Consider the following 24783-nt stretch of genomic DNA (forward strand, 5'->3'; position numbering starts at 1 on the left):
GCCATGCGTATTGCCAGGTTTGTAGTCGATTCCGATCCCCTGTACGGCGTTGTTGAAGGTGAACCGGGCAGTGAGGAAATCACTGTCATCCACGGCGATCCCTTCTTCAATGGAGTGGAGCGGACGTCCGTGCGCCACAAGCTGGAGGACGTCCGGCTGCTGGCGCCCATCATCCCCCGCAGCAAGGTGATCGGCGTCGGCCGGAACTTCGTTGAGCACGCGAAGGAACTGGGCAACGAGGTCCCGGCCCAGCCGCTGTTGTTCCTGAAGCCCAACACCGCCGTCGTTGGTCCCAACGATCCCGTGGTGCTGCCGGAATTCTCGGAGGAGGTGTCCTTCGAAGCCGAACTGTGCGTGGTTATCGGCCGGATCTGCAAGGACGTCCCCGAGGAGCGCGTGGATGACGTCATTTTCGGCTACACCTGCGGCAATGACCTCACCGCGCGCGACGTGCAGAAGACGGACCTGCAGTGGACCCGCGCCAAGGGCTTCGACACCTCCGCCCCGCTGGGGCCCTGGATCGAAACCGACCTGGACACCGAAGACCTCCAGATCACCGGCAGGCTCAACGGGGAAGTGCGCCAGGACGGCAGCACCAGCCAGATGATCCGCGGCGTGCGTGAACTGGTGTCCGTGGTATCCCAGGCCTTCACCTTGCTGCCGGGCGACGTGATCATGACCGGCACCCCCGCGGGTGTTGGCCTGGTCAAGGAAGGCGACCGTTTCGAGGTGGAGATCGAGGGCATCGGCCGCCTCTCCAACCCGATCGTCCGCCGCTAGCCGGGTCCTGCGGGACGGGAGGGCTGCACCCGGGCAGGCGGGTAAAGTTGAAGCCACTATGAGTATCGCTTCTTCGTCACCCGCCGCCTCCATCCCGCCCGTCACCGCCGAGACGCCCGTCAGGGTCCGTTTCTGCCCGTCACCCACGGGCACCCCGCACGTGGGGCTGATCCGGACGGCCCTGTTCAACTGGGCCTACGCGCGCCACACCAAGGGCACGCTGGTCTTCCGGATCGAGGACACGGATGCCGCGCGCGACAGCGAAGAAAGCTACCACCAGCTGCTGGACGCGCTGAAGTGGCTGGGCATCGACTGGGATGAGGGCGTGGAAGTGGGCGGCCCCCACGAGCCGTACCGGCAGTCCCAGCGCGGCGACATCTACCAGGACGTCATCAAGCGGCTGCACGACGGCGGTTTCATTTACGAGTCCTTCTCCACCCCGGAGGAGATCGAGGCACGCCACCGCGCCGCCGGCCGGGACCCCAAGCTGGGCTATGACGGCTTTGACCGGCACCTGACGGAGGAGCAGCTGGCGCAGTACCGGTCAGAGGGCCGCCAGGCCGTCCTCCGCCTCCGCATGCCGGATGAGGACATCACGTTCAACGACCTGGTCCGCGGTGAGATCACGTTCAAGGCCGGATCCGTGCCCGACTTCGCCGTGGTCCGTGCCAACGGTGCACCGCTGTACACCCTGGTCAACCCCGTGGATGACGCCCTGATGGGCATCACCCATGTGCTGCGCGGCGAGGACCTGCTCAGCTCCACCCCGCGACAGGTTGCGCTGTACAGGGCGCTTTACGCGATTGGCGTCGCCGAGTACATGCCGGAGTTCGGCCACCTGCCCTACGTGATGGGTCAGGGCAACAAGAAGCTTTCCAAGCGCGATCCCGAGTCCAGCCTCTTCCTGCACCGCGAGAGGGGCTTCATCCCCGAAGGGCTCCTGAACTACCTGTCCCTGCTGGGCTGGTCCCTCAGCGCTGACGAGGACATCTTCACGGTGGAGCAGCTCGTTCAGCACTTCAACATCCACGACGTCCTGGGCAACCCTGCCCGCTTCGACCTCAAAAAAGCCGAGGCCATCAACGGCACGCACGTCCGGATGCTCGAGCCCAAGGCGTTCCGTGACCGGGTGGCCCATTACCTGCGCGAAGCCGGACTGGTGGGGGAGATCCTGACGGACCGCGAGGAAGAGATTGTCACCGAAGCCGCACCCCTGATCCAGGAGCGCATCACGCTGCTGGGCGAAGCACCGGAGATGCTGGGTTTCCTGTTCAAGGCCGACGACGCCATCGACATCGCCGATGACGCCCGGAAGGGCCTTCCCGACAACCTTTCCGAGGTGCTGGACGCCGCCATCGCCGCACTGGAGTCGGTGGAGGACTGGACGGCGGAAGACATCCAGGCCGCCCTGAAGCAGGCCCTGGTGGAGGACATGGGGATCAAGCCGCGGCTTGCGTTCGGGCCCGTCCGCACGGCTGTTTCCGGCCGCCGCGTCTCGCCGCCCCTGTTCGAGTCCATGGTGATCCTGGGCAAAGAGTCCTCCCTGCGCCGGCTCCGCGCCTTCCGCGGCTGATGAGTGCCCCAAGCCGGGCGCGTGCCGGTGTCCTGACCACGCCGTTCGGGGTGGTCAGGGGCGTACTGTTCGACATCGACGACACCCTGGTGGACCTGGAGTACTCAATGACCACCGCCCTGCGGGAGGTCAGTGAGCACCTCCTGCCCGGCCTGGACCAGGCCGGGTGGGAGCGGTTCGGCCGCATCTTCACCCATGAGACGACGCACTTCTACGACCGCTACCTGGCCGGGGAGCTGACCTTCAACGAACAGCGGCTCCTGCGTGGGCGGGCCGCGCTTGGGCATTTCGGGGTGGAACTGGCCGACGGTGAGGAATCGCACCGGTGGCTGACGGCGTACATGGAAAAGCAGCCTGCATACGTCAAGCCGTTTCCCGACGTGCTGCCCCTGCTGGACGCCCTGGACGGTGCGGGCGTCCCTTACGGAGCCGTGAGCAACAACGTCCACGACTACCAGCGGGCCAAGCTGGACGGCGCGGGGTTGGAGCGGATCACCCATCTGGTGGGGACCGACACCCTGGGTGTGGCCAAGCCCAACCCGGCAATGTACCTCGAAGGCGTCCGGCTGCTCGGCACGGCCCCGGGAGAAACGCTGTATGTGGGGGACAACCGCCTGCTTGACGCGGAAGGCTCGACGGCGGCCGGGCTCGTGGGCGTCTGGCTCAACCGGGTGGGGGAAATCGTGGAGGACTTCGACGACGGCATGGTCGCGTCCCTCGATCAGCTTTTGAAGTAGCGATCAGACCGTCACGGCCGCGGTCCTGTCAGTGCAGGACCGCGGCCACTGCCAACGGTTTGTGCCTGTTTTCAGCCTGCCGTTCCGGTCCGCAGGGCGCGCCTGCGAAGAAGGAAGTAGGCTGCGACGGCGGCGCCCACCAGGAGTACCACCAGCATCAGGGCGATTACAGGGTTGTCCAGCCACGACGACGGCGAAACAGCTGCGACTTTTGAGTGCAGCTCCTGCGTTCCGGCCGCGATTTTCGAGTTGCCGTCGGCCAGCTTGCCGGCGCCTTCGGCGAGTTTGCCTGAACCGTCGTCGAGCTTGCCGTTGCCCTCCGCGAGCTGGCCCGTGCCGTCAGCCAGCTGCGTGGAACCTGATTGAAGCTGCCCCGTGCCCTGGCTCAGGGTGGCGGTGCCGTCGGAGAGTGCCTGGGTTCCGGCCAGCAGGCCCGGATTGGCAGGATCGCCGTCGCCGCTGACCCCGGCGCTGAGTTTTGTGGTGCCGTCCTGCAGGTTGTTGGCGGCGTAGATCAGGCCAGGACTGTCCGGGTCGCCGGGAACGCCGTCCATGCCGACCCTGATTTTGGCGGTGCCGTCAGCCAGCATGGTGGTCCCCAGCACCATGCCGGGGTTCTGCGGGTCGGTGGCGTTGAGCTTTTGCGCCAGGATGCCGAACCCTGCCTTCAGCCGGCCCGCGCCGTCGTTCAACTGGCCGGCCCCGGAGTTCACCTTGTCAGTTCCCGCCTTCAGCTGGCCGGCGCCGTCGTTCAGTGCACCGGCACCGTCATCCACTTTTGCTGCGCCGGCATCGAGCTGGGCTGCGCCGGCGTAGGCCCTCCGGCCGCCGTCCGCCAGTTTGGCGATCTGGTCCTTGAGCACCGCCAGGGGCACCAGGCCCTGGGGTCCGTTGGCTGCGGCTTCGAGCTGGTCCAGTCCCTGGCTGAGTGCCGCAAGTCCGTCCCCCTTGGTGGGATCATTGCCGGCGCCCGGGTACCCCTTCAGCTGGCCCGCCCCGGCTGCAAGCTGGCCAGTGCCGTTCTTCAGTGCTGCCGTCCCGGCGCTGAGGCTGGCGGCGCCGGCGTCAAGCTGCCCGGTACCGGCCAGGAGCTGGCCCGTACCCGCCGCGAGCTGCCCCGCACCATCGGCCAGATTGTCCGGTGCGTTTCCGGCAGCCGTGGGAGTCAGTGCCGCGGAAAGGGCGACGGCGCCAGCCTGCAGCTTCCGGGCGCCGTCGTCCACCTGGTATACGCCCGGGACGAGTTTATTCAGGACGTCATTCTGCAGCTTGGTGGTACCGGCATGGAGTTTGTCCACACCCGGCGCCAGCTGGTCCCGCACCCCCGAAAAGACTTTCCCGGCGCCGGACTGCAGGGCCTGGGCCCCCGCGTTCAATTCGGTACTGCCATCTTTGACCTTGCGGGCGCCGTCCTTTACCTGTACCGAGCCCTTGTCCGCGGCCCCGGCGCCCGTGGCCAGCTGCCCCGAACCGTCCTTAAGCTGCGCTGCTCCGGCGGCTGCCTGCTCTGCCCCGTCCATCAGCTGGGCAGCTCCGTTGGAGATTTGACCGGTCAGGTAGGTGTAAAAGGCAAGGAAGAGGACCAATAGCAGGGACAGGGCGACGATTGCTGTGGATTGGGACCGAAGTCCGGGCCTGGCTGATGCGATGGCTGCAGTGCGGGTTGTCAACGCTGACACTTCCTAACTTTCCGCCGGACGGCGCTGCCCGGTGGTGTGAACCGTGGTTGGTATGGCGTTCCCGTGTCCTCGTGGGTGCCCGGAGCAACAGGGCTGGGAGGTTGTTACCGATCGGTAACTTACTCGAGAGTAACCACATCGACCTGCCCTGGGCAAGGGTTTGGCTGGATTGCTCCGCAGGGCGCGCCTGTGTGGCGGCGAGCCTCGATTTGTGCGAGCCGAAAGTCTCGGGTAAAGTAATTTCTCGTGCTGAGGCGCACGGAGCAGGGAAAAAGCCCTGAAAACCGGCCCGAAAGTGCCATTGGGATATGGTGTAATTGGCAACACTACGGTTTCTGGTACCGTCATTCTAGGTTCGAGTCCTGGTATCCCAGCTCTGGTTTGAAGGCTGATTTCAGCCTCGGAACAGAAGGTTTCAGGCCGGTCCGTCGATTTGAAACCACAGCAAAGTGTGTGAAATACTCACTGAGCTTGAGCAGCGGAAACGCTGTCGAAAGTACTCGGCCCCATCGTATAGCGGCCTAGTACGCCGCCCTCTCACGGCGGTAACGCGGGTTCGAATCCCGCTGGGGTCACCACCGAAATGGTCCCGGGCAACGGCCCGGGACCATTTTTGTTTCCCCAACCATCGCGTGCTGGCCAGGACGCGCCATCACCTCCTGCGGCAATCCGGGCAACGCCCCATCAGATCCCGCCATTTCTTGGAAACGACCTATTACTTCCCGCAGCGAGTGTGCGAAGCCTCACGTTTCCCCCGGCCTGGGGCGGAAGCAGACCATCGATTTGTTGTTTAAAGTGATGGCGCGTTGGCAGGAAAGGTGCGGCAGGTGATGGGGCGTTGCGGGGTACTGCCGGCGGGCGGCGCGCCGGGGCCGCTGACTCCTCCTGTTCGGCTGGCATGGTGATGCTGTGACCTCCCACGACGGGCACGGTCGCCCGGGCCCCACCCAACCGGCCCATGTCCCGGCAGCCGTGGGGCTCCTGGGAGGAGATCCGCGATGGCCTGGGCGAAGTCACGCTGCCGTTGGCCCTGCCGGGGGCAAGGCGCGGCGACGGCTCACCAACGCCGTGACGGCCGCGGGACGGGAGCTGGTGGTGGTCCCGGTGGAACGGCAGATTGCCCAACTCGCCGCTTTCAATAAGGCGTTCGAGAAGGTAGGCCGCTTATTTGCCGGTTGCCCCGCTGGCCGGAAGAGCCGCGGCGGCGTCACGGACCTTGATGAGCGTCCGAAGGTTGCGGGTTGTGGTCGAGGCCTTGAATTTGGCTTTGGCGCTGATTTTGCTGAAGGGGCTTTCCAGGGTTCCTCCCACCGGTGCCAGCCAGGCAAGCGCTTCCGGTCCCAGCCGTTGTTGCTCGTGACTGTCCAGGGCGGCTCCCGCGGCCTCCAGTTCATCGAGGACTGCGGTGTCCGATGACAGGGTGATGTACGAGTGGGTGGACCCGTCGTCGTCAGGATAGGGGCAGGCCGCCACCAGTTGGGCCACCCTGCGGGCGTCCAGCACCACCACCCATGCCTCGTAGCCGAATGCTGAGCGGAGGCACTTTTCGCATTCCTGCTTGACGGCGGCTGCGTCCAGGCTGCTGGAGAGCACCACGTTACCGCTGGCCAGCAGTGTGGCTGCGTCCGGGAAACCGGAGCCTTTCAATGCGTCCCTCAGAGCCGCCATTTTGATATTGATTCCGCCAACGTTGATGCCGCGGAGGAACACCGCATAGCTGCCCATGGGCCCAGCCTAGCGCCAGGATGGCCTGGGGCGGACCCGGCGTCGGGCGTTGTTCCTGTTCTGTCGTTGCCCGCGGGTCAGTCGTTGTTCTTGCGCAGAGCCTCAGTAAGGAGGCGTCCGGCGTTGCAGACAACTTCCGCGTGCAGGCGGCCCGGCTGGCGGGTCAGGCGCTCAATGGGGCCGGAGATGGAGACAGCTGCAATCACCCTGCCCGACGGGCCCCTCACCGGTGCCGAAACAGAGGCGACCCCAGGCTCGCGTTCGCCAAGGCTCTGTCCCCAGCCCCGCCGTCGTACGCCCGCCAGAACGGTGGGAGTAAAGCGGGCCGACTGCAGGCCCTCAAGGAGCCGGTCATGGTCCTCCCAGGCCAGCAGGACCTGGGCCGCCGAACCTGCCTTCATGGACAGCTGCGTGCCCACCGGAATGGTGTCGCGCAAACCAATGGGGCGCTCGGCGGAGGCAACGCAGACACGCCAGTCGCCCTGGCGCCGGAAGATCTGGGCGCTTTCGCCCGTGGCGTCGCGCAGTTGCATGAGCACGGGGCCAGCAGAGGCGATGAGGCGGTCCTCACCGGCGGCGGAAGCGAGTTCAACGAGGCGGCTGCCGAGCACGAAGCGGCCCTGGATGTCGCGGCTTACCAGGCGGTGGTGGACCAGCGCCAAAGCCAGGCGGTGGACGGTGGGCCGGGCCAGGCCGGTAGCGGCCACCAGCTGTGCCAGCGTGGTGGGTCCGGCCTCGAGTGCATCGAGCACCTGGGCCGCTTTATCAATGACACCGACTCCACTAGAATTGTCCATGTAATGATATTGCCGTCTCAATATCTGAGATGCAAATCTTTCGGCTGGCGCACTGCGGAGCCGTCCTGATTCAGTTGGACTATTCAGCCAAACAGCAGTGAAGGGAGATGGCCATGGCAAAAACATTGGCCGAGAAAGTCTGGGACGCACATGTGGTGCGCAAAGGTGACGGTGACGGTGCCAACGCCCAGCCCGACCTTCTCTACATCGACCTCCACCTGGTCCACGAAGTCACGTCCCCGCAGGCGTTCGAAGGCCTGCGCCTGGCCGGCCGCAAGCTGCGCCGGCCGGACCTGACTATTGCGACGGAGGACCACAACACCCCCACACTGGACATCGACAAGCCGATTGCCGACCTCACCAGCCGTACCCAGATCCAGACCCTGCGCAACAACTGCGCCGAGTTCGGTGTCCGGCTGCACAGCCTGGGCGACGCCGAGCAGGGCATTGTCCACGTCGTTGGTCCGCAGCTGGGGCTCACCCAGCCGGGCATGACGGTTGTCTGCGGCGACTCGCACACCTCCACGCACGGCGCCTTCGGTGCCCTGGCCATGGGCATCGGCACGTCCGAGGTGGAGCACGTCATGGCCACCCAGACCCTGTCGCTCAAGCCGTTCAAGACCATGGCCATCAACGTCGAAGGCACCCTGCGCCCGGGCGTGACCGCCAAGGACATTATCCTCGCCGTGATTGCCAAGATCGGCACCGGAGGCGGGCAGGGCTACGTCCTGGAATACCGCGGCTCCGCCATCCGGGCGCTCTCCATGGAAGCACGGATGACCATCTGCAACATGTCCATCGAGGCCGGCGCCCGGGCCGGCATGGTGGCGCCGGACCAGACCACCTACGAGTACATGAAGGGCCGTCCCCACGCGCCTGAAGGCGCGGACTGGGACGCCGCCGTCGAGTACTGGAACACGCTGCGGACCGATGACGACGCCACCTTCGACGTACAGGTGGACCTGGACGCCAACACGCTGGAGCCGTTCGTCACCTGGGGCACCAATCCCGGGCAGGGGGTGTCCCTGTCAGAGGCCGTGCCGAATCCCTCAGACTTCGGCGACGAAAATGCCAAGGCCGCGGCGGAACGTGCGCTGCAGTACATGGGGCTCGAAGCCGGTACACCCATGAAGGAGATCCGGGTGGACACGGTCTTCCTGGGTTCGTGCACCAACTCGCGCATCGAGGACCTGCGGGCCGCTGCGGACATCATCCGCGGCCGCGAAAAGGACCCGAAGGTGCGGATGCTCGTGGTCCCCGGATCGGCCCGCGTCCGGCTCGAAGCCGAGGCTGAGGGCCTGGACCGCGTGTTCAAGGATTTCGGGGCCGAATGGCGGTTCGCCGGCTGCTCCATGTGCCTGGGCATGAACCCGGACCAGCTGGAACCGGGGGAGCGGTGCGCCTCCACCTCCAACCGCAACTTCGAAGGCCGGCAGGGCAAGGGCGGCCGCACCCACCTGGTCTCCCCGGTGGTGGCAGCGGCCACGGCTGTGCGCGGAACGCTCAGCTCGCCGTCGGACCTTGAACCGGCACCCGAACCGGTGGTTGAGCCTGTCGAAACCCCATCCGCAAGCCACGCAGCCTAGGACAACACCATGGAAAAGTTCACCAAGCACACCGGCGTCGGCGTCCCGCTGCGCCAGAGCAACGTCGACACCGACCAGATCATCCCCGCGGTGTACCTCAAGCGCATCACCCGCACCGGCTTCGAGGACGCCCTGTTCTCCGCCTGGCGCAAGGACCCTTCCTTCATCCTGAACCAGGAGCCCTACAATGCCGGCTCGGTCCTGGTGGCCGGCCCGGATTTCGGCACCGGCTCCTCGCGTGAGCACGCCGTCTGGGCGCTGAAGGACTACGGTTTCAAGGCCGTCCTGTCCTCGCGCTTCGCGGACATCTTCCGCGGCAACTCCGGCAAGCAGGGACTGCTGGCCGCGCAGGTGGCGCAGGATGACATCGAGCTCATCTGGAAGGAACTCGAAAACGCCCCAGGCACCCAGGTCACCGTGGACCTCGAGTCCAAGACCGTGGTGTGCGGCAATATCGTGGCGCCGTTCGACATCGATGACTACACCCGCTGGCGCCTCCTCGAAGGCCTGGACGACATCGGGCTCACCCTCCAGCACGAAGCCGATATCACCGCCTACGAGGAAACCCGCCCGGCGTTCAAACCGAAAACACTGCCGGCCAGGGTTTCCTAGGCACCAGGCTTGTCCGGCGGCGGGAGCGCGTCCGCCACGCCCCGCCGCCGGCACCCCCTTATTTCGGTTCGGTAACGCGACCTCCTATGCTTGGTTGGAGCCTTTGCAAGGTGTTTGGGGGCTAGTGATCGTGAGGAAACCGGTATATGAGTAGTGTTCTGACAATCCGCGGCGGTGTCCCGCTTACAGGCCGCGTCAGCGTCCGTGGGGCAAAGAACCTTGTTCCCAAGGCAATGGTGGCGGCGCTGCTGGGCAACGAACCCTCGGTGTTGCGGAACGTGCCGGAGATCAAGGACGTGGAGGTGGTCACCTCCCTCCTGCAGCTGCACGGCGTGACAGTGGAGAAAGATCCCGTTAACGGGGACCTCACGCTCGACCCCAAGGCGGCCAAGACGGCGCCGAGTACCGCCATCGACGCCCATGCCGGCGACTCGCGGATTCCCATCCTGCTGTGCGGGCCGTTGATCCACGCCATCGGCGAAGCCTTCATCCCGGACCTGGGTGGATGCAAGATCGGCGACCGGCCCATCGACTACCACCTGGACGTGCTGCGCCAGTTCGGTGCCGTCGTCGAGAAACGCCCCGGTGGCATCCACATTTCCGCTCCCAAGGGCCTGCAGGGAGCCAAGATCTCGCTGCCGTACCCGTCCGTCGGAGCCACGGAGCAGGTCCTGCTGAGTGCCACCCGCGCAGAAGGCATTACGGAACTTTCCGGTGCCGCCACAGAGCCTGAAGTCATTGACCTGATTGCCGTGCTGCAGAAGATGGGCGCCATCATCAGCGTCCAGACTGACCGCACCATCCGCATTGAGGGCGTCCGGGACCTGGGCGGCTACAACCACCGGGCGCTCTCGGACCGCAACGAATCGGCGTCCTGGGCGTCGGCCGCGCTGGTGACCCGCGGTGACATCTTCGTTGAGGGTGCGTCCCAGCGCGACATGATGACGTTCCTGAACACCTACCGCAAGGTGGGGGGCGGAATGGACATCGGCGAGGACGGCATCCGGTTCTACCACAAGGGCGGAAAGCTGAACCCGCTGGTCCTTGAGACGGACGTCCACCCGGGCTTCATGACCGACTGGCAGCAGCCGCTGGTGGTGGCCCTGACCCAGGCCGAGGGCGTGTCCATCGTCCACGAGACGGTATATGAGAACCGCTTTGGCTTCACTGACGCCCTGATCCGCATGGGCGCCAGCATCCAGGTCCACCGCGAGTGCCTGGGGAGCGTTCCCTGCCGGTTCGGCCAGCGCAACTTCCTTCACTCTGCGGTGATTTCCGGCCCCACCCAGCTCAAGGGAACCGATATTGACGTTCCGGACCTGCGCGGCGGATTCAGCCACCTGATCGCCGCATTGGCCGCCACGGGAACGTCGCGGGTCACCGGCATCGACATCATTAACCGGGGCTACGAGCGCTTCACCGAGAAGCTGGCCGGCCTCGGTGCCGATTTCGACATCACCACCACGAAGTAGAGCGGGATTGTGAAGGAATCTGCCAAGAGCAGGGCCACGTTTGCGTTCATCGCGGGCATTGCCAGGCCGCTGCTGAACCTCATGATGGCCAAGTCGTGGGAGGGCACGGAAAAACTGCCCGCCGGCGGTTTCATTGCTGCTCCCAACCACTGCACCGAAATCGACCCCCTGGTCGTGGGCCACATGCTGTACAACCAGAAGCGGGCGCCGCACTTCCTGGCCAAGGCTGCGCTGTTCAAGGTTCCTGCCCTGGGCACGCTCCTGCGCGCCACCAAGCAGGTGCCGGTGGAACGTTCGACGGCGGGCGCGAACCGGTCGCTCCAGGTGGCCCAGGAGATCGTGGCTGAGGGTGGTGCCATCATCATCTACCCGGAGGGAACGCTGACCCGCGATCCCGATTTGTGGCCGATGAAGGGACACACCGGCGCCGCGAGGCTCGCCCTCGAAGGCGGAATCCCTGTGGTCCCCATCGCCCACTGGGGCGCGCATGAGGTCTTTCCCCGGTACGGCAAGACCTTCCACGTCTTTCCCCGCAAGCGTTCGCGGGTGGTGGTGGGAGACCCCGTGGACCTCAGCGCCTTTGCCGGCCGCCCCCTTGACAAGGCCACGTTGACCGAAGCCACCGACGTGATCATGGATGCCATCACCGGGCTGCTGGCAGGACTGCGCGGCGAGCAGCCGCCGGCGAAACGCTGGGATCCGGCCAAGCAGCAGCAGTCGAAGCATGGCCGGTTCGTTGAACGCGGGCGACAGCCCAACGCAGGAACGGACCCTTCGTGACCGCTGAGGCCAAGCCTGGAGCAGCCCGCACCGTGGCCGTCCTCGGCGCAGGGTCCTGGGGGACCACCTTCGCGAAGATCCTCGCAGATGCCGCCATCGCCACTGGAACGCCGCGTGCCATCAAGCTGTGGGGCCGGCGCGCCGAAGTGGTCGAAGAGATCAACAGCAAGCACCGCAACAGTGACTACCTCAAGGACATCGTCCTGCCGGAGAACATCACTGCCTCCACCGACGTCCGGGACGTACTGTCAGGAGCCGAGCTTGTAGTGCTGGCCGTGCCCGCCCAGTCCCTGCGCCCGCAGCTGCGGGAATGGAAGGACATGATCGCGCCCGGAGCAGTTGTGGTCTCCCTGATGAAGGGCCTGGAGCTCGGGACCGACGCGCGGATGAGCGAGGTCATCAGCCAGGAACTGAACCTGCCGCGCGAACGCATCGCGGTGGTCTCCGGACCCAACCTCGCCATGGAAATCGCGCGCGAGGAGCCCACGGCATCGGTAGTGGCCTGCAGCGATTCCGCCACTGCCGGCTGGCTGGCCAGGAGCTGCACTGCCCCCTACTTCCGTCCCTACACCACGGCCGACGTCGTCGGCGTCGAAATTGGCGGCATCGTCAAGAACGTGATCGCACTGGCCGTCGGCATCTGTGAAGGCAAGCAGATGGGTGACAACACCAAAGCTTCCGTGATTACCCGGGGCCTCGCGGAGACGTCGCGGCTTGCGCTGGCGCTGGGCGGGGAGGCCAAGACCATGGCCGGACTCGCCGGGCTCGGCGACCTCGTCGCTACCTGTTCATCGGCGCTGTCACGGAACCACACCGCAGGACGGCTACTGGGCGAGGGCCTGACATTGGAAGAGGTGGGCCGCAAGATGACCCAGACCGCCGAGGGCATCAAGTCCGGGCAGGCTGTCCATGAACTTGCCGGCAAGCTCGGCGTCGAAATGCCCATCACTGCCGCCGTTGTAGCGGTGCTGGCGGGCAAGCTGTCCGTTGACCAACTGGGGCCGGTTCTGCTGTCCCGGGAATTGAAACCTGAAGGCGATTACTGACCATGTCCCAAGACACACCTGCCACCGGAGAAACGCGCACCACCAGGAAACCGCGCGTCGCCGTGCTGTTCGGCGGCCGCTCCAGCGAGCACTCCGTCAGCTGCGTCACCGCAGCAGGCGTGCTTGGCGCGATCAACAAGGACAAGTACGAGGTGATCCCCATCGGGATCGCCAAGACCGGCCAGTGGGTTCTGGCCCCCTCAGAAACAGCACAGTGGTCCCTCTCAGCGTCGGCCCTCCCGGAGGTTGTGCCCTCCGCAGAAACCGTCACCCTCGCCGAGATCGGCGGTGAACATCAACTGATCGTTGCCTCACCCAACCAGGTGCCGCAGGAACTTGGCGCCGTTGACGTGGTCTTCCCGCTGCTGCACGGCCCCTTCGGCGAGGACGGCACCATCCAGGGACTCCTTGAGCTTTCGGACACCCGCTATGTGGGCGCAGGAGTGCTGGCATCGGCCGTCGGCATGGACAAGCACTACATGAAGGTGGTCTTTGAAGCCGCCGGACTCCGTGTTGGCCCGTACGTCACCGTCACTGACAGGCAGTGGCGCCGGGACCCCGAATCCGTCCGGAAACAGGTTGACCGGCTGGGGTTCCCTGTGTTCGTCAAACCGGCCCGGGCAGGTTCGTCCATGGGCATCTCCAAGGTGGACGCGCTCGAGGACCTGGACGCCGCCATCGAAGAAGCGCGCCGCCACGACCTTAAACTCGTGATCGAAGCCGGAATCGTTGGGCGCGAGATCGAATGCGCGGTCCTGGAGGGCAGGGGGACCGATGCGCCCCGTACCTCGATGCCCGGTGAAATTTCCGTAGCCGGCGGGACCCACGAGTTCTACGACTTCAATGCCAAGTACGTCGAGGATGACGCCGCAGCCCTCAGCTGCCCGGCCGACATCCCGGCGGAGGCCATCTCCCGGGTCCGCGAACTGGCTGCCACTGCGTTCGACGCGGTGGGTGCCGAAGGCCTCAGCCGCGTGGACTTCTTCTATACGCCCGACGGCGAGCTGATCATCAACGAGATCAACACGATGCCCGGCTTTACGCCCAAGAGCATGTACCCGCAAATGTGGGCTGCCTCGGGCCTGGACTACGCGGACCTGATCGACGAACTCATTTACCTGGCCCTGAACCGCAGGACCGGCCTCCGCTAGCGGCGGGTCCAGCCACCGCTGTGTCCGGTGGCTGGGCCTGTCGAAACCTACTGGCTTTTCGGCAGGTTCTGCAGGTCCTCCTGGCCCACGCAGTTCCGCACTGAGGGGACTTTTGCCGCCGCTGCGGCAAGGTCAGCCAGGACGGTGGCAGAACTTATCTTGTCCGGGTCCAGGAGGATTTCCGTGGCAGGTTCCCGGCCGTAGGTGGTCAGCGTCCACACGGGGTCCCCTTCCTTGATGACCCAGTCGACTCCGTTGACGGTGACGCACCGGTCCGTCGTCGGCCCCGGCACGTTAACGCCACAGCGAAGGATCACCAGCGAGGGATCACCCCAGGCCGCGGTTGCCTGGCTGTTGGTCTTGCGCAGCGTCGAATCGCCGATGGTATCCGGGAGCGCCACCATCATGGGTGCGCATGCGGGATTGGCAGCGTCTTTAGCGGCGGTGACGTCAACGTCGGGGGAGCAGGCTGTCAACGCCAGGATGGCGATTGCCCCGACCATCGCCATCCTGGCGGCGGCGCGGGCGGACAGGGGCAACTGGGGATGGTGCATGCCTCCAGCCTATCGCCGCCGAACGCCCCGTCAGGACACGATGTCGGCCGGGCGCGGTAGCGTAGTGGCGTGCCTGAAGACCTCCGCAACCGCGTTGACCGCCAGCCCACCGTCGCCGGACTTTCCGAAGCAGACCTGCTGGCCCGGATCTTTCCGCGCCTTCGCATGGAGGACTCCCACACCATCAACACCGTGCTGGGGCCCGGGGATGACGCGGCAATCGTCGCAGCGCCGGACGGGAAGACCGTCATCAGCATCGACACCCAGGTCGAGGACCAGGACTTCCGGCTCCTCTGGCCCAACGGCTACCGCACCACCGGGTTCGACGTCGGGTGGAAGGCAGCGGCACAGAATCTCAGCGACATCAACGCAATGGGGGCCCGCGCCACGTCCATGGTGGTCAGTCTCACCCTTCCCGTAGACACGCCCGTCAGCTGGGTGGAGGACCTGGCGGACGGGCTGACGGCGGGCATCCGGGAGCTGGGCGCAACGCAGTGTTCAGTGGCGGGCGGCGACCTGGGCCGTGGGCGCGAAATTTCGGTGACGGTAGCGGTCCTGGGAACGCTCGACGGCGGCCGGCCGGTCCTCAGGTCCGGCGCGCAGCCTGGGGATATCCTGGCGCTGGCAGGAACAGTGGGACATGCCGCTGCCGGTTTGGCCCTGCTTGAATCGGACGTGGCCGTGGACACGCTTGCACCGGCGGAGCGTGTCTTCGTCGACCTGCAGAGCCGGCCCCGCCCGCCCCTCGACGCCGGGCCCGCGGCCCGGGCCGCAGGTGCCACCGCAATGCTCGACATTTCGGACGGACTGCTGCGTGACGGAGGGAGGCTTGCCGCCGCCAGCAATGCCGGCGTCGCCCTCGATCCCGCGGCCCTGGCCCGCTTGGCGGGCCTGCTGGCGCCCGCAGCCGAACTGCTGGGGGCCGATGCCGAAGCCTGGGTGCTGGGGGGCGGTGAGGACCACGGCCTGCTGGCCACATTCCCTGCCGGCGTTCAGCTGCCACCCGGATTCACTGCGATAGGCTCGATACATGCACTCGGTACCGACGAAGGCCCGGGTGTCCTGACAGCGCGCCGGCCCGGGGACACCGGGGGATGGGATCACTTTGCACACTAAGGTTGCCGCCAACGCGCTGGCGATGAAGAGGTGGCTGGGCAAGGCTGAAACTGCCTTGGGAAACCACAGCGACCGGCTCAACGCCATCAACATCTTTCCGGTGGCAGACGGCGATACCGGCACCAACCTCTACCTCACCGTCCGCGCCGCCGCCCGTTCGCTGGTCCTCGCAGAGGACCAGCCGGCACCGGTGGACGTCGGGGAAGTCCTTGCAATGGCGGGCCAGGCGGCCATGGAGGAGGCGCGGGGCAACTCGGGCACCCTTTTTTCGGTGTTCCTTTGTGCTGCTGCGGAGCCGCTGGCCGGACACACCCGGATGACATCCACCCTTCTGTCCGCTGCCCTGAACCGGGCGCAGATCCGCGCCTGGTCCGCATTGAGCGATCCTGTCCCGGGAACCATGCTTTCCGTGATGGAGGCTGCCGCCCGCGCGGCCGCCGCAGTGGACGCCGGACAGGACGGCGATGACAGCAACCACGCCCTCGGCCTCGCCCTGGATGCGGCCGTGGAGGGCGCGCTGGCTGCCGTCGTCCACACCGAAGAGCAGCTCGACGCACTGCAGTCTGCCCACGTGGTGGACGCGGGAGGGGTGGGTATGCTCCTCATCCTGGACTGCCTGCGGTCCGCAATCCTGGGCGAGGAACTGCAGGACGAGCTCCTCGACGGCCTGCACGGGTACGACGTCTCCGATCCCCACATCCACGCTTCCATGCCGGACGACGACGGTGTGGAGGTCATGTGCACCATCAGCCTTTCGCCTTTGAACGCCGCCACCCTCCGCCAGCGGCTGGATGAAATCGGCGAATCCGTGATTATGAGCCAGGTGGGAAGCGGCCCGGACACTGAAGGCAACTACCGGTGGCGGATACACGTGCACGTCCCGGAGCCCGAGCCCGCCGTGGCCGTCATCCGGTCCCTCGGTGAACCGTCCCAGATCAGCATCAGCGAACTTGCCCTTCCCAGGGACCCGGATGTTAATGCAGTGAACACCGGCGGGCATGAACGCTGAGCTGGACCTGGCCCTGGAGCGGAGGATCGGGAAGCGCTCCGCTGCGGTCATCGAGAAACATCTTGGCATCACCACGGTCGAAGGCCTCCTGACCTATTTTCCCCGCCGGTACCTCACCCGCGGGGAGCTGACCCCCATCAGCGAGCTTCCGCTCGACGAGGAGGTCACCCTGATCGCACGGGTGCTCTCCAGCAGTACCCGGCACATGCAGGCCCGCCGGGGGACCATCACCGATGTGATCGTCTCCGACGACGACGGCCAGCAAGGGCTGCGCCTGGTGGGGGGCCGCGACTTCCGCGGCAAGGTGCCCGGCACCCTCAAGATCAGCTTCTTCAACGGCTACAAGGCCAAAACCGAACTCCTGCAGGGGCGGCGTGCGCTGTTCTCGGGAAAAGTGACCAGCTTCAAAGGGCAGCTGGGCCTCACCAACCCGGACTTCCTCATCCTGGACGACGACCCCTTCGTGCAGGGGGACGCCGACGCCGGAAGGCTCGCGGCCATGCCCATCCCCGTATATCCGGCCACGGCCAAGCTCCCCAGCTGGAAGATCCAGAAGGTAATCGCCACCCTGCTGGAAACCACCGATCTCGGTTCGCTCGCCGATCCTGTCCCGGAGGCAGTTGCCACGCGAGAGGCATTCCTGCCCGTTGCGGACGCGTACCGGCTGATCCATGCGCCGGAGACGGCAGCCGACTGGCAACGGGCCCGCGAGCGTTTCCGCTTCCAGGAAGCACTCGTGCTGCAGTCCGCCCTCGCGCGGCGGCGGGCCCAGCTCGCCGCAGAGGAGGCCACGGCACGGCGCCCGCTCAGCGACGGTATCCTTGCCGCGTTCGACCAGAACCTGCCCTTCACCCTTACAGGGGGCCAGACAGCCGTCGGCAGCACCCTCGCCGGCGAACTGGCGCAGGACACCCCCATGAACCGGCTGCTGCAGGGCGAAGTGGGGTCCGGCAAGACAGTCGTGGCTCTGCGCGCCATGCTGCAGGTGGTCGACGCCGGGGGGCAGGCCGCGCTCCTGGCGCCCACCGAAGTCCTCGCTGCCCAGCACTACGACTCCATCCGGCGCACCCTGGGGCCGCTGTCCGGCGACGGTCTGCTGGGCGGCCTCGCCGCGGGCAGCGGCCCGTCCGTCCAGGTCACGCTGCTGACCGGTTCCATGCCCACTGCGGCGCGGAAGCAGGCCATGCTGGACGCCGCGTCCGGTACGGCAGGAATCGTCATCGGCACCCATGCGCTGCTCAGCGACACCGTGTCCTTTTACGACCTGGGCTTGATTGTGGTTGACGAACAGCACCGCTTCGGCGTCGAACAGCGCGACGCACTGCGCGCCAAGGCCAGGAAGCCGCCGCACCTGCTGGTCATGACCGCCACCCCGATTCCGCGCACCGTTGCCATGACCGTGTTCGGCGACCTCGAAACCTCCACCCTGGAGGAACTGCCCAAGGGCCGGGCCCCCATCACCACTCATCTGGTTGGCCTGGCGGAAAACCCGGGATGGGTCGCCCGGATCTGGGCACGCGCCCGGGAAGAGATCAATGCGGGCCACCAGGTGTATGTCGTCTGCCCCAAGATTGGGGCGGACGACGACGGCGACTTCAGTCCGGGCGAAGCCGAACCGCCGGGCCTTGACGCCGAGGAAAGCCAGCGGGAACTGGCCTCGGTGACAGCCGTCGTTGAGCACCTCCAGGCCGAGCCGTCGCTGGCCGGAGTTCCGCTTGCCCCCCTCCACGGGCGCCAGGACCCGGACCTGAAGACGGAAACCATGGCCGGGTTCACGGCCAACCGCATCAAGCTGCTGGTCTCCACCACCGTGATCGAAGTGGGGGTGGACGTGCACAACGCCACCCTGATGGTCATCCTGGACGCCGACCGGTTTGGCATGTCCCAGCTGCACCAGCTCCGAGGCCGGGTGGGCCGCGGCGGCCTGCCCGGGACGTGCCTGCTCGTGACCGCCCTGGAACCCGGCCATCCGAGCCGCCGGCGGCTGGAAGCCGTGGCAGCCACCACGGATGGGTTCGTCCTTTCCCAGGAGGACCTTAAGCTCCGGCGCGAGGGAGACATCCTGGGCGCTTCCCAGTCGGGCGGACGGTCAACACTGAAGCTTCTCAGGGTCCTTGACCATGAGGACGTGATCGCAAGGGCGAGGGAAGACGCCCAGGCGATTGTCGGCGCCGATCCGCTGCTGGCCGGCCACCCTGAACTGGCCGATGCCATCGAGAAGTACCTCAACCCCGAGAAGGAGGCGTTCCTTGAACGCGGTTAGCAACGAAAGGGCAGCGGGCCCGGGCGCATCGCGGTGCGCGCCGTGACCCGGATCATTGCGGGCGCCGCCGGCGGCACGCCGCTCACGGCCGTCCCGGGATCACTGACCAGGCCCACCACGGACCGCGTCAAGGAAGCGCTGTTCTCCCGCCTGGATGCCTTCGACGTCATTGCGGGGTCCCGGGTGCTGGACCTTTATGCCGGATCGGGGGCCCTGGGCGTGGAAAGCGGAAGCAGGGGAGCGCATGCAGTGGACCTGGTGGAGTCCGATGCCAAGGCCAGCGGCGTATGCCAGCGCAACGCGGACCTCATCAACGGGGTGTTGGGCCGCAAAGCCGTGACCGTCCACCGCTCCAGGGTTGAGCCATTCCTGGACCGCGCCGGGGAAGCCGCAGCCTGGGACCTGGTGTTCCTGGATCCGCCCTACCCGCTGGAGGAAGCGGGACTGTCCGCGGTGCTGGGGAAGCTGGCTGAACACCTGGCTCCGGGCGCTGTGGTGGTGGTGGAACGGTCCTCCCGCTCCCCGGAACCTGGATGGCCGGACGGGCTGACGAGGTTTGCGGAAAAGAAGTACGGGGAAACCCGGTTGTGGTTCGCCGAACCATTCGTGCCCGATGCCATCACCCCCGATGACCTTGCTGACGCCGCTGCTGTTGATGCTGAAGAATCCGGCGCTCAGGGGTTCAGCCCGAGAAGGGGTCCAGGTCCACTCCCGCCAGGACGCGTGCAGGGTGGGGACCGCGGGCAGTAAGTTCGGCTGTCCAGGGTTCCGGCCATGGCCCCTGGGTCCCCACGAGGATGATGTTGCCCGGATACCGTCGTTCGAACATCCCGGCCTCGCCGAACGCGGCCACGCCGCCCATCGCTTCCCGCATTGCCGCCACCTGGCTCCGGACCAGGGTGAGTGCCGGTTCATCGCCCACGTTGACCAGCAGCAGCCCGTCCCGGCTCAGGCGTTCCCGGGCTTCCCGGTAAAAACCACTGGTGGCGATGTGGGCCGGCGCTTCGGGGCCGGAAAAGATGTCCAGGATGACGACGTCGAACGTCAGGCCGTGAGGAAGTGCGCCGAGGGCCCCGCGTGCGTCGCCGATGATGGTGGTGAGGTCGGTTCCTTCAGGCATGGGAAGGTGCCGGAGGACAAAGTCGAGCAGTTCGCGTTCGAGTTCCACTGCGTACTGCACGGAGCCCGGGCGGGTTGCCTGGACGTACCGGGCCAAGGTTAGGGCACCTGCTCCGAGGTGAAGCGCCCTGAGGGGCTGACCTTGCGGGGCTGCCAGGTCCACCACATGCCCGATCCTGCGGAGGTATTCGTAAAAGATCTCCTGCGGCCGGTCCAGGTTCACGTGTGACTGTTCCGCTCCACCGATGCTGAGCACAAAACCGCCGTCGGTGAAAGCATCAGGTTCGATCGTGGCATGCTGGCCCGTCATCCGCAGGAACCTGTTGGCTGTCCGGCCACTTCCCCCGGCCATCACAGCCGGTCGCGCAGGGTTGCCAGCCGCGTGGCGGCCTCCTCCAGGACTTCCACCCTCTTGCAGAAGGCAAAGCGAAGCAGGCTCCTCGTCCGTTCGGCTCCTTCCGGGTGGCAGAAGACCGGAACGGGGATGGCGGCCACGCCAACCAGCGACGGCAGGCGCCGGGCGAGGTCCAGGGCGTCCGTGATGCCAAGCGGCGCAGTGTCCACGTTGACGAAGTACGTTCCCCTGGGCGTGAAGACGTCAAAGCCGGCGGCGCGGAGCCCGGCACTGAGGATGTCCCGCTTCCGTCCCAATGCCGAGGCGATGCCCTGGTAAAACGCATCCGGCAGCGCCAGGCCTGCGGCGATCGCTGCCTGGAAGGGCGTCCCGGAACTGTAGGTGAGGAATTGTTTCACCGTGCGCACCGCTGAGACCAGGTCCTCTGGACCGCTCAGCCAGCCGATTTTCCAGCCGGTCAGGGAAAACGTCTTTCCGGCCGATGAAATGGTGATGGTGCGGTTTGGAGCACCCGGCAGGGTGGCCACGGGGGTATGCGTGACGCCGAAAGTGAGGTGTTCATAGACCTCGTCGGTGATGATGATGGCGTCGTGCTTCTCCGCAAGCTCCACCACGCGCTGCAGGACCGTTGGTGGAAAGACGGCACCCGTGGGATTGTGCGGGTTGTTCAGCAGGACCACCCGTGTCCGCTCGTTAAAGGCCGCTTCCAGCGCCGCCAGGTCGGGCATGAAGTCGGGGGCGGCCAGCGGTACGGTGGCGTGGGTGGCGCCGGAGAGTCCGATGATGGCGCCGTAGGAGTCGTAGAACGGCTCAAAGGTCAGTACCTCGTCGCCCGGACCGGCGAAAGCGAGGAGGGCCGCCGCGATGCCTTCGGTGGCCCCAGTGGTGATGATGACCTCGGTCGCGGGATCCGGGGCCAGCCCATAGAAGCGTTCCTGATGCGCCGCCACGGCCTCGCGGAGTTCGGGCAGTCCCTTGCCCGGCGCGTACTGGTTGGCGCCTGCTGCGATGGCTGCCCGGGCTGCCTCCCGGATTTCGGCCGGCCCATCCTCATCAGGGAAGCCCTGCCCCAGGTTGATGGCGCCGGTCTGGACGGCCAGGGTGGTCATCTCCTCGAAAATGGTGACGCCCAGCCCGCCACCAGGCGCCAGGAGGTTGGCTCCGAGCGCGGCCCGCTGCCAGGGAGCAGGTGCCAAGGGGGCGGAAAGTTCCCGTGGTGGATGCATCCAGTCATGGTATCCCGGGCTTCCCATGGGGTAGGTTCGGACCATGCGACGCGCTGTGTGCCCTGGATCCTTCGACCCCATCCACAACGGCCATCTCGAAGTCATTGCACGGGCTGCCGGCCTCTTCGACGAGGTCATTGTGGCCATCTCCACCAACTATGCGAAGAAGTACATGTTCAGCCTGGAGGAGCGGCTGGAGATGGCGCGCGAAACTTTGGCTTCGCTCAAGGGCATTGTGGTGGAGCCGGTGGGGGCAGGCCTCCTGGCGGAGTACTGCCGCCACCGTGGCGTGTCCGCCATTGTCAAGGGCCTCCGGTCTTCATCAGACTTCGACTACGAGCTGCCCATGGCCACCATGAACCGCCAGCTGAGCGGCGTGGAGACGGTGTTCCTTCCGGCTGAGGCGAGCTACGTGCACCTCTCCTCCACCCTCATCAAAGAGGTGGCAAGCCTGGGCGGCAGCGTGTCAGACTACGTGCCACGGTCGGTGCACCGGCGCCTGGTTTCCGGCGAGCCTTCGTCGGATCAGCAGCCAAGACGGTAGGCTGGATCGGTACTTCGGCGCTTCCTCCTGCCGGTTTGAGTCGCCATGGCTCTTCAGGCTAAGATGGTACGTCGGTCATATGTTCAACAGGAGTTCTCATTAACAGAGATGCTGGTTCGCCCCTGGCGTTCGACGTCAAGGACCTCGGGCGCAGCCCGGGAAGCATGCGGACGCTGAAGGAACATGTACCCGCACCGGGTGATCTTGGTGTGGCGCTCATTGGTGTTCAGGAAGGCTCGGATGTCGGGCTCGACCTGAGGCTTGAGGCCGTACACGAAGGAATTCTGGTATCAGGAACCGTTGTCGCCGAAGTAACCGGTGAATGCGGCCGATGCCTGGATCCCCTTGCGTATGACCTTGAGGTCAATGTGCAAGAACTTTTCTTCTACGAGGGCGCTGAGCTCTCGGATGGAGAAGAAGATGAAGAGCAACGTCGAGTCGAGCACGATGTAATCGATCTTGAACCGGTGTTGCGGGACGCGGTTGTCACCAATCTGCCGTTCCAGCCGGTGTGCCGGGAAGACTGCCAGGGCCTTTGCTCCGAATGCGGAGTTCGCCTGGAAGACGAGCCGGGGCACCACCACGAGGTCCTGGATCCTCGCTGGGCTGCCCTAGCTGATATGGCTAAGCCTGACCGGCAAAATTGATTTGTACGTGTTTGTCTAGAGAGAAATGAGTTAGCCGTGGCTGTTCCCAAGCGGAAAATGTCTCGCTCGAATACCCGCGCCCGCCGCTCGCAGTGGAAGGCGACCGCCCCCCACCTGGTGAAGACCGTTGAAAACGGCCAGGTCACCTACAGCCTGCCGCACCAGGCAAAGGTCGTTACCGACTCTGCCGGCACCGCGCTGTTCCTTGAGTACAAGGGCCGCAAGGTCGCTGACGTCTAATCGGCCCCAACAGGCTGAACGATGTCTTCAACTGAAGAGCTTCTGAAGCGTCTCGGTGTCTCTATTGACGCCGGGACGCTTCGTCTTGCGCTTACCCACCGCTCGTACGCGTACGAGAATGGCGGCATACCCACCAACGAGCGTCTCGAGTTCCTCGGTGACTCCATCCTGGGCTTTTCCGTCACCGACGCCCTCTACCGGGACAATCCGGACCTGCCCGAAGGCGAGCTCGCCAAGCGCCGGTCCGCCGTCGTCAGCACGCGTGCCCTCGCCGGCATCGGGCGCAGCCTGGGCATTGGCGATTACATCTACCTGGGCCAGGGCGAAAAGCTCACCCACGGCAAGAACAAGGCCTCCATCCTTGCGGACACCATGGAAGCCCTGATCGGGGCAACCTACGTCTCCAATGACATCGAGACTGCCCGCCAGCTGGTCATGCGGCTCATCGGTCCGCTGCTGAAGGACGCGGCCGTACTGGGTGCGGGAACGGACTGGAAGACCAGCATCCAGGAACTCGCGGCCAGCCGGCAGCTGGGCACCATCCATTACGCGGTGGACGGCTCCGGCCCGGACCATGCCCGCACCTTCACCGCCGTCCTAAACATCGGTGGCACGGCCTACGGCAAGGGTTCCGGGCACTCCAAGAAGGAAGCCGAACAGGAAGCGGCAGCCGACGCATGGCGGGTGCTGTCAGGCAACGGGTCCCAGGCGGCGGCCGGAACCTCCACTGGTTCCGTGGCCGCCAAGTAGCCATCCGTGCCTGAACTGCCCGAGGTGGAGGTTGTCCGCCGTGGCCTGGTGAACTGGGTCCGCGGCAGGACCATCGATGCCGTGGAGGTGCTGGATCCACGCTCCATCCGCCGGCACGCGCTGGGAGCTGCCGACTTCATCGGAAACCTTGAGGGTGCGGTGGTGTCCGACGTCGTTCGGCGCGGCAAATTCCTGTGGATGCCCCTGGCGGACAGCACCGCGGCCGCGGCCGAGGATCCCGGCACTGCCCCCGCGCCCAAGGCGGCACTGATGGCGCACCTGGGCATGAGCGGGCAGCTGCTGATGCAGGACCCGTCCGTCCCCGACGAGAAGCACCTCAAGGTCAGGTTCCGGCTCAGCCACCGCGAAGGCATGCCCGGGCAGTTGCGGTTCGTGGACCAGCGGATCTTCGGTGGCCTTTTTGTCACCAGCCTGGTCCCCACGGACGACGGCGGCCCCGGTGGCCTCGCAGAATCACCCCTGCCGCTGATTGCGGAGGAAGCGGCGCATATTGCCCGCGACCCCCTGGACCCGGCCTTCTCTTTCGACCTGTTTTACCAGCGCCTGCGAAAGCGCAGGACCGGGCTCAAGCGTGCGCTGCTGGACCAGGGCCTGGTGTCCGGGATCGGCAACATCTACGCCGACGAAGCCCTGTGGCGCGCCCGGCTGCACTACGCCCGGCCCACTGACACCCTCCGCCGGAGCGAGGCCCGGCGCGTCCTCGACAGCGCGCGGGATGTCATGCTCGACGCGCTGGATGCAGGCGGCACCAGCTTCGATTCCCTCTACGTCAACGTCAACGGGGCCTCGGGCTACTTCGACAGGTCACTCAACGCGTACGGCCGTACAGGCGAACCCTGCAAGCGCTGCGCCGCAGCCGGCATCCACTCGATCATCCGCAGGGAACAGTTCATGAACCGCTCATCGCACACCTGTCCGGTGTGCCAGCCGCGGCCCCGCAACGGCCGCTGGTAGCGGCCGCCGTCCGGCCCACCCCGCAGGGACGCAGGAACCCGCGCAGG

24 protein-coding genes and 2 tRNA genes are annotated in these 24783 nt (G+C 66.1%); 20 read left to right on the top strand and 6 right to left on the bottom strand.

Features of this window, described 5'->3' with window-relative positions:
* The first annotated feature begins 3 nt into the window (after nt 1–3).
* The 3 genes from J2X98_RS18655 to J2X98_RS18665 are packed head-to-tail and all read left to right on the top strand — an operon-like array spanning nt 4 to nt 3090.
* A complete protein-coding gene (locus J2X98_RS18655) occupies nt 4–780 on the top strand; it encodes a fumarylacetoacetate hydrolase family protein (RefSeq protein ID WP_141941960.1) in 777 nt (258 codons plus the stop codon).
* Between the two features lie 58 nt (nt 781–838).
* Entirely contained in the window at nt 839–2353 is a 1515-nt protein-coding gene (gene gltX / locus J2X98_RS18660; RefSeq protein WP_307311151.1) for a glutamate--tRNA ligase, read from the top strand.
* Nucleotides 2353–3090 (top strand): HAD family hydrolase, encoded by a 738-nt coding sequence (locus tag J2X98_RS18665; RefSeq protein WP_307311153.1) that lies wholly within the window; start codon nt 2353–2355, stop codon nt 3088–3090. The genes gltX and J2X98_RS18665 overlap by 1 nt, the downstream gene beginning before the upstream one ends.
* 71 nt (nt 3091–3161) lie before the next feature.
* Here J2X98_RS18665 and J2X98_RS18670 read toward each other — a convergent pair whose 3' ends face one another.
* On the bottom strand, nt 3162–4769 hold the full coding sequence (locus tag J2X98_RS18670) for a hypothetical protein (RefSeq protein WP_307311157.1): 1608 nt from the start codon (nt 4767–4769) through the stop codon (nt 3162–3164).
* Nucleotides 4770–5071: 302 nt separating this feature from the next.
* Between J2X98_RS18670 and J2X98_RS18675 the strand changes: the two genes are divergently transcribed.
* A tRNA-Gln gene (locus J2X98_RS18675) sits at nt 5072–5143 on the top strand.
* Nucleotides 5144–5271: 128 nt separating this feature from the next.
* Nucleotides 5272–5347 (top strand) — tRNA-Glu (locus tag J2X98_RS18680).
* A 586-nt stretch (nt 5348–5933) separates the two neighbouring features.
* On the opposite strand, the gene J2X98_RS18685 is transcribed toward J2X98_RS18680, so the two are convergent.
* Together J2X98_RS18685 and J2X98_RS18690 are read right to left on the bottom strand one after the other, a co-directional pair.
* Nucleotides 5934–6494 carry a DUF1697 domain-containing protein gene (locus J2X98_RS18685; protein WP_307311159.1) on the bottom strand — a complete coding sequence of 187 codons (561 nt, stop codon included), beginning with the start codon at nt 6492–6494 and terminating at the stop codon, nt 5934–5936.
* A 77-nt stretch (nt 6495–6571) separates the two neighbouring features.
* Nucleotides 6572–7291: an IclR family transcriptional regulator gene (locus tag J2X98_RS18690; RefSeq protein WP_066276894.1), complete on the bottom strand. Its 720-nt coding sequence runs from the start codon at nt 7289–7291 to the stop codon at nt 6572–6574.
* 113 nt (nt 7292–7404) lie between these two features.
* Between J2X98_RS18690 and leuC the strand changes: the two genes are divergently transcribed.
* The 6 genes from leuC to J2X98_RS18720 all read left to right on the top strand — a co-directional run bounded on the left by leuC (nt 7405) and on the right by J2X98_RS18720 (nt 13938).
* Nucleotides 7405–8877, top strand: coding sequence for a 3-isopropylmalate dehydratase large subunit (gene leuC / locus J2X98_RS18695; RefSeq protein ID WP_141941952.1), 1473 nt, complete (start codon nt 7405–7407; stop codon nt 8875–8877).
* A gap of 9 nt (nt 8878–8886) precedes the next feature.
* Nucleotides 8887–9489 carry a 3-isopropylmalate dehydratase small subunit gene (gene leuD / locus J2X98_RS18700; protein WP_307311165.1) on the top strand — a complete coding sequence of 201 codons (603 nt, stop codon included), beginning with the start codon at nt 8887–8889 and terminating at the stop codon, nt 9487–9489.
* A 146-nt stretch (nt 9490–9635) separates the two neighbouring features.
* Nucleotides 9636–10961: a UDP-N-acetylglucosamine 1-carboxyvinyltransferase gene (gene murA, locus J2X98_RS18705; protein ID WP_307311168.1), complete on the top strand. Its 1326-nt coding sequence runs from the start codon at nt 9636–9638 to the stop codon at nt 10959–10961.
* Nucleotides 10962–10970: 9 nt separating this feature from the next.
* Nucleotides 10971–11741, top strand: coding sequence for a lysophospholipid acyltransferase family protein (locus J2X98_RS18710; RefSeq protein WP_141941947.1), 771 nt, complete (start codon nt 10971–10973; stop codon nt 11739–11741).
* Nucleotides 11738–12787, top strand: coding sequence for an NAD(P)H-dependent glycerol-3-phosphate dehydrogenase (locus J2X98_RS18715; protein ID WP_141941944.1), 1050 nt, complete (start codon nt 11738–11740; stop codon nt 12785–12787). Before J2X98_RS18710 ends, J2X98_RS18715 begins: the two co-directional genes overlap by 4 nt.
* A gap of 2 nt (nt 12788–12789) precedes the next feature.
* Nucleotides 12790–13938, top strand: a complete 1149-nt coding sequence (locus J2X98_RS18720) for a D-alanine--D-alanine ligase family protein (protein WP_141941943.1) — start codon at nt 12790–12792, stop codon at nt 13936–13938.
* Between the two features lie 47 nt (nt 13939–13985).
* Here the strand turns inward: J2X98_RS18720 and J2X98_RS18725 are convergent, their stop codons facing one another.
* Nucleotides 13986–14492, bottom strand: a complete 507-nt coding sequence (locus tag J2X98_RS18725; protein ID WP_307311176.1) for a DUF3515 domain-containing protein — start codon at nt 14490–14492, stop codon at nt 13986–13988.
* A gap of 69 nt (nt 14493–14561) precedes the next feature.
* On the opposite strand from J2X98_RS18725, the gene thiL reads away from it, so the two are divergent.
* Genes thiL through rsmD form a run of 4 tightly spaced genes read left to right on the top strand, consistent with a single transcriptional unit; the run spans nt 14562 to nt 19630 of the window.
* On the top strand, nt 14562–15608 hold the full coding sequence (thiL, locus tag J2X98_RS18730; protein ID WP_307311179.1) for a thiamine-phosphate kinase: 1047 nt from the start codon (nt 14562–14564) through the stop codon (nt 15606–15608).
* Nucleotides 15609–15630: 22 nt separating this feature from the next.
* Nucleotides 15631–16617, top strand: a complete 987-nt coding sequence (locus tag J2X98_RS18735; RefSeq protein ID WP_141946392.1) for a DAK2 domain-containing protein — start codon at nt 15631–15633, stop codon at nt 16615–16617.
* Complete coding sequence (locus J2X98_RS18740; RefSeq protein ID WP_307311184.1) at nt 16607–18880, top strand: ATP-dependent DNA helicase RecG; 2274 nt, start codon at nt 16607–16609, stop codon at nt 18878–18880. Before J2X98_RS18735 ends, J2X98_RS18740 begins: the two co-directional genes overlap by 11 nt.
* 42 nt (nt 18881–18922) lie before the next feature.
* Nucleotides 18923–19630: a 16S rRNA (guanine(966)-N(2))-methyltransferase RsmD gene (gene rsmD, locus J2X98_RS18745; RefSeq protein WP_307311186.1), complete on the top strand. Its 708-nt coding sequence runs from the start codon at nt 18923–18925 to the stop codon at nt 19628–19630.
* Here rsmD and J2X98_RS18750 read toward each other — a convergent pair.
* Both J2X98_RS18750 and J2X98_RS18755 read right to left on the bottom strand, forming a co-directional pair.
* A complete protein-coding gene (locus tag J2X98_RS18750; RefSeq protein ID WP_174237519.1) occupies nt 19563–20351 on the bottom strand; it encodes a spermidine synthase in 789 nt (262 codons plus the stop codon). The genes rsmD and J2X98_RS18750 overlap by 68 nt on opposite strands.
* Nucleotides 20351–21580 (bottom strand): aminotransferase class I/II-fold pyridoxal phosphate-dependent enzyme, encoded by a 1230-nt coding sequence (locus J2X98_RS18755; RefSeq protein WP_174237518.1) that lies wholly within the window; start codon nt 21578–21580, stop codon nt 20351–20353. Before J2X98_RS18755 ends, J2X98_RS18750 begins: the two co-directional genes overlap by 1 nt.
* A 43-nt stretch (nt 21581–21623) precedes the next feature.
* On the opposite strand from J2X98_RS18755, the gene coaD reads away from it, so the two are divergent.
* The 5 genes from coaD to mutM all read left to right on the top strand — a co-directional run bounded on the left by coaD (nt 21624) and on the right by mutM (nt 24736).
* Nucleotides 21624–22124 carry a pantetheine-phosphate adenylyltransferase gene (coaD, locus tag J2X98_RS18760; protein WP_307311190.1) on the top strand — a complete coding sequence of 167 codons (501 nt, stop codon included), beginning with the start codon at nt 21624–21626 and terminating at the stop codon, nt 22122–22124.
* A gap of 164 nt (nt 22125–22288) precedes the next feature.
* A complete protein-coding gene (locus J2X98_RS18765) occupies nt 22289–22771 on the top strand; it encodes a YceD family protein (protein WP_307311194.1) in 483 nt (160 codons plus the stop codon).
* Nucleotides 22772–22807: 36 nt separating this feature from the next.
* Nucleotides 22808–23011 (top strand): 50S ribosomal protein L32, encoded by a 204-nt coding sequence (rpmF, locus tag J2X98_RS18770; protein WP_009356569.1) that lies wholly within the window; start codon nt 22808–22810, stop codon nt 23009–23011.
* Nucleotides 23012–23032: 21 nt separating this feature from the next.
* A complete protein-coding gene (gene rnc / locus J2X98_RS18775; protein ID WP_141941934.1) occupies nt 23033–23761 on the top strand; it encodes a ribonuclease III in 729 nt (242 codons plus the stop codon).
* 6 nt (nt 23762–23767) lie between these two features.
* Nucleotides 23768–24736 (top strand): bifunctional DNA-formamidopyrimidine glycosylase/DNA-(apurinic or apyrimidinic site) lyase, encoded by a 969-nt coding sequence (gene mutM, locus J2X98_RS18780; RefSeq protein WP_141941932.1) that lies wholly within the window; start codon nt 23768–23770, stop codon nt 24734–24736.
* Nucleotides 24737–24783 lie beyond the last annotated feature (47 nt).

Source organism: Pseudarthrobacter enclensis (assembly GCF_030811655.1).
GTDB classification, from domain to species: Bacteria; Actinomycetota; Actinomycetes; order Actinomycetales; family Micrococcaceae; genus Arthrobacter; species Arthrobacter enclensis_A.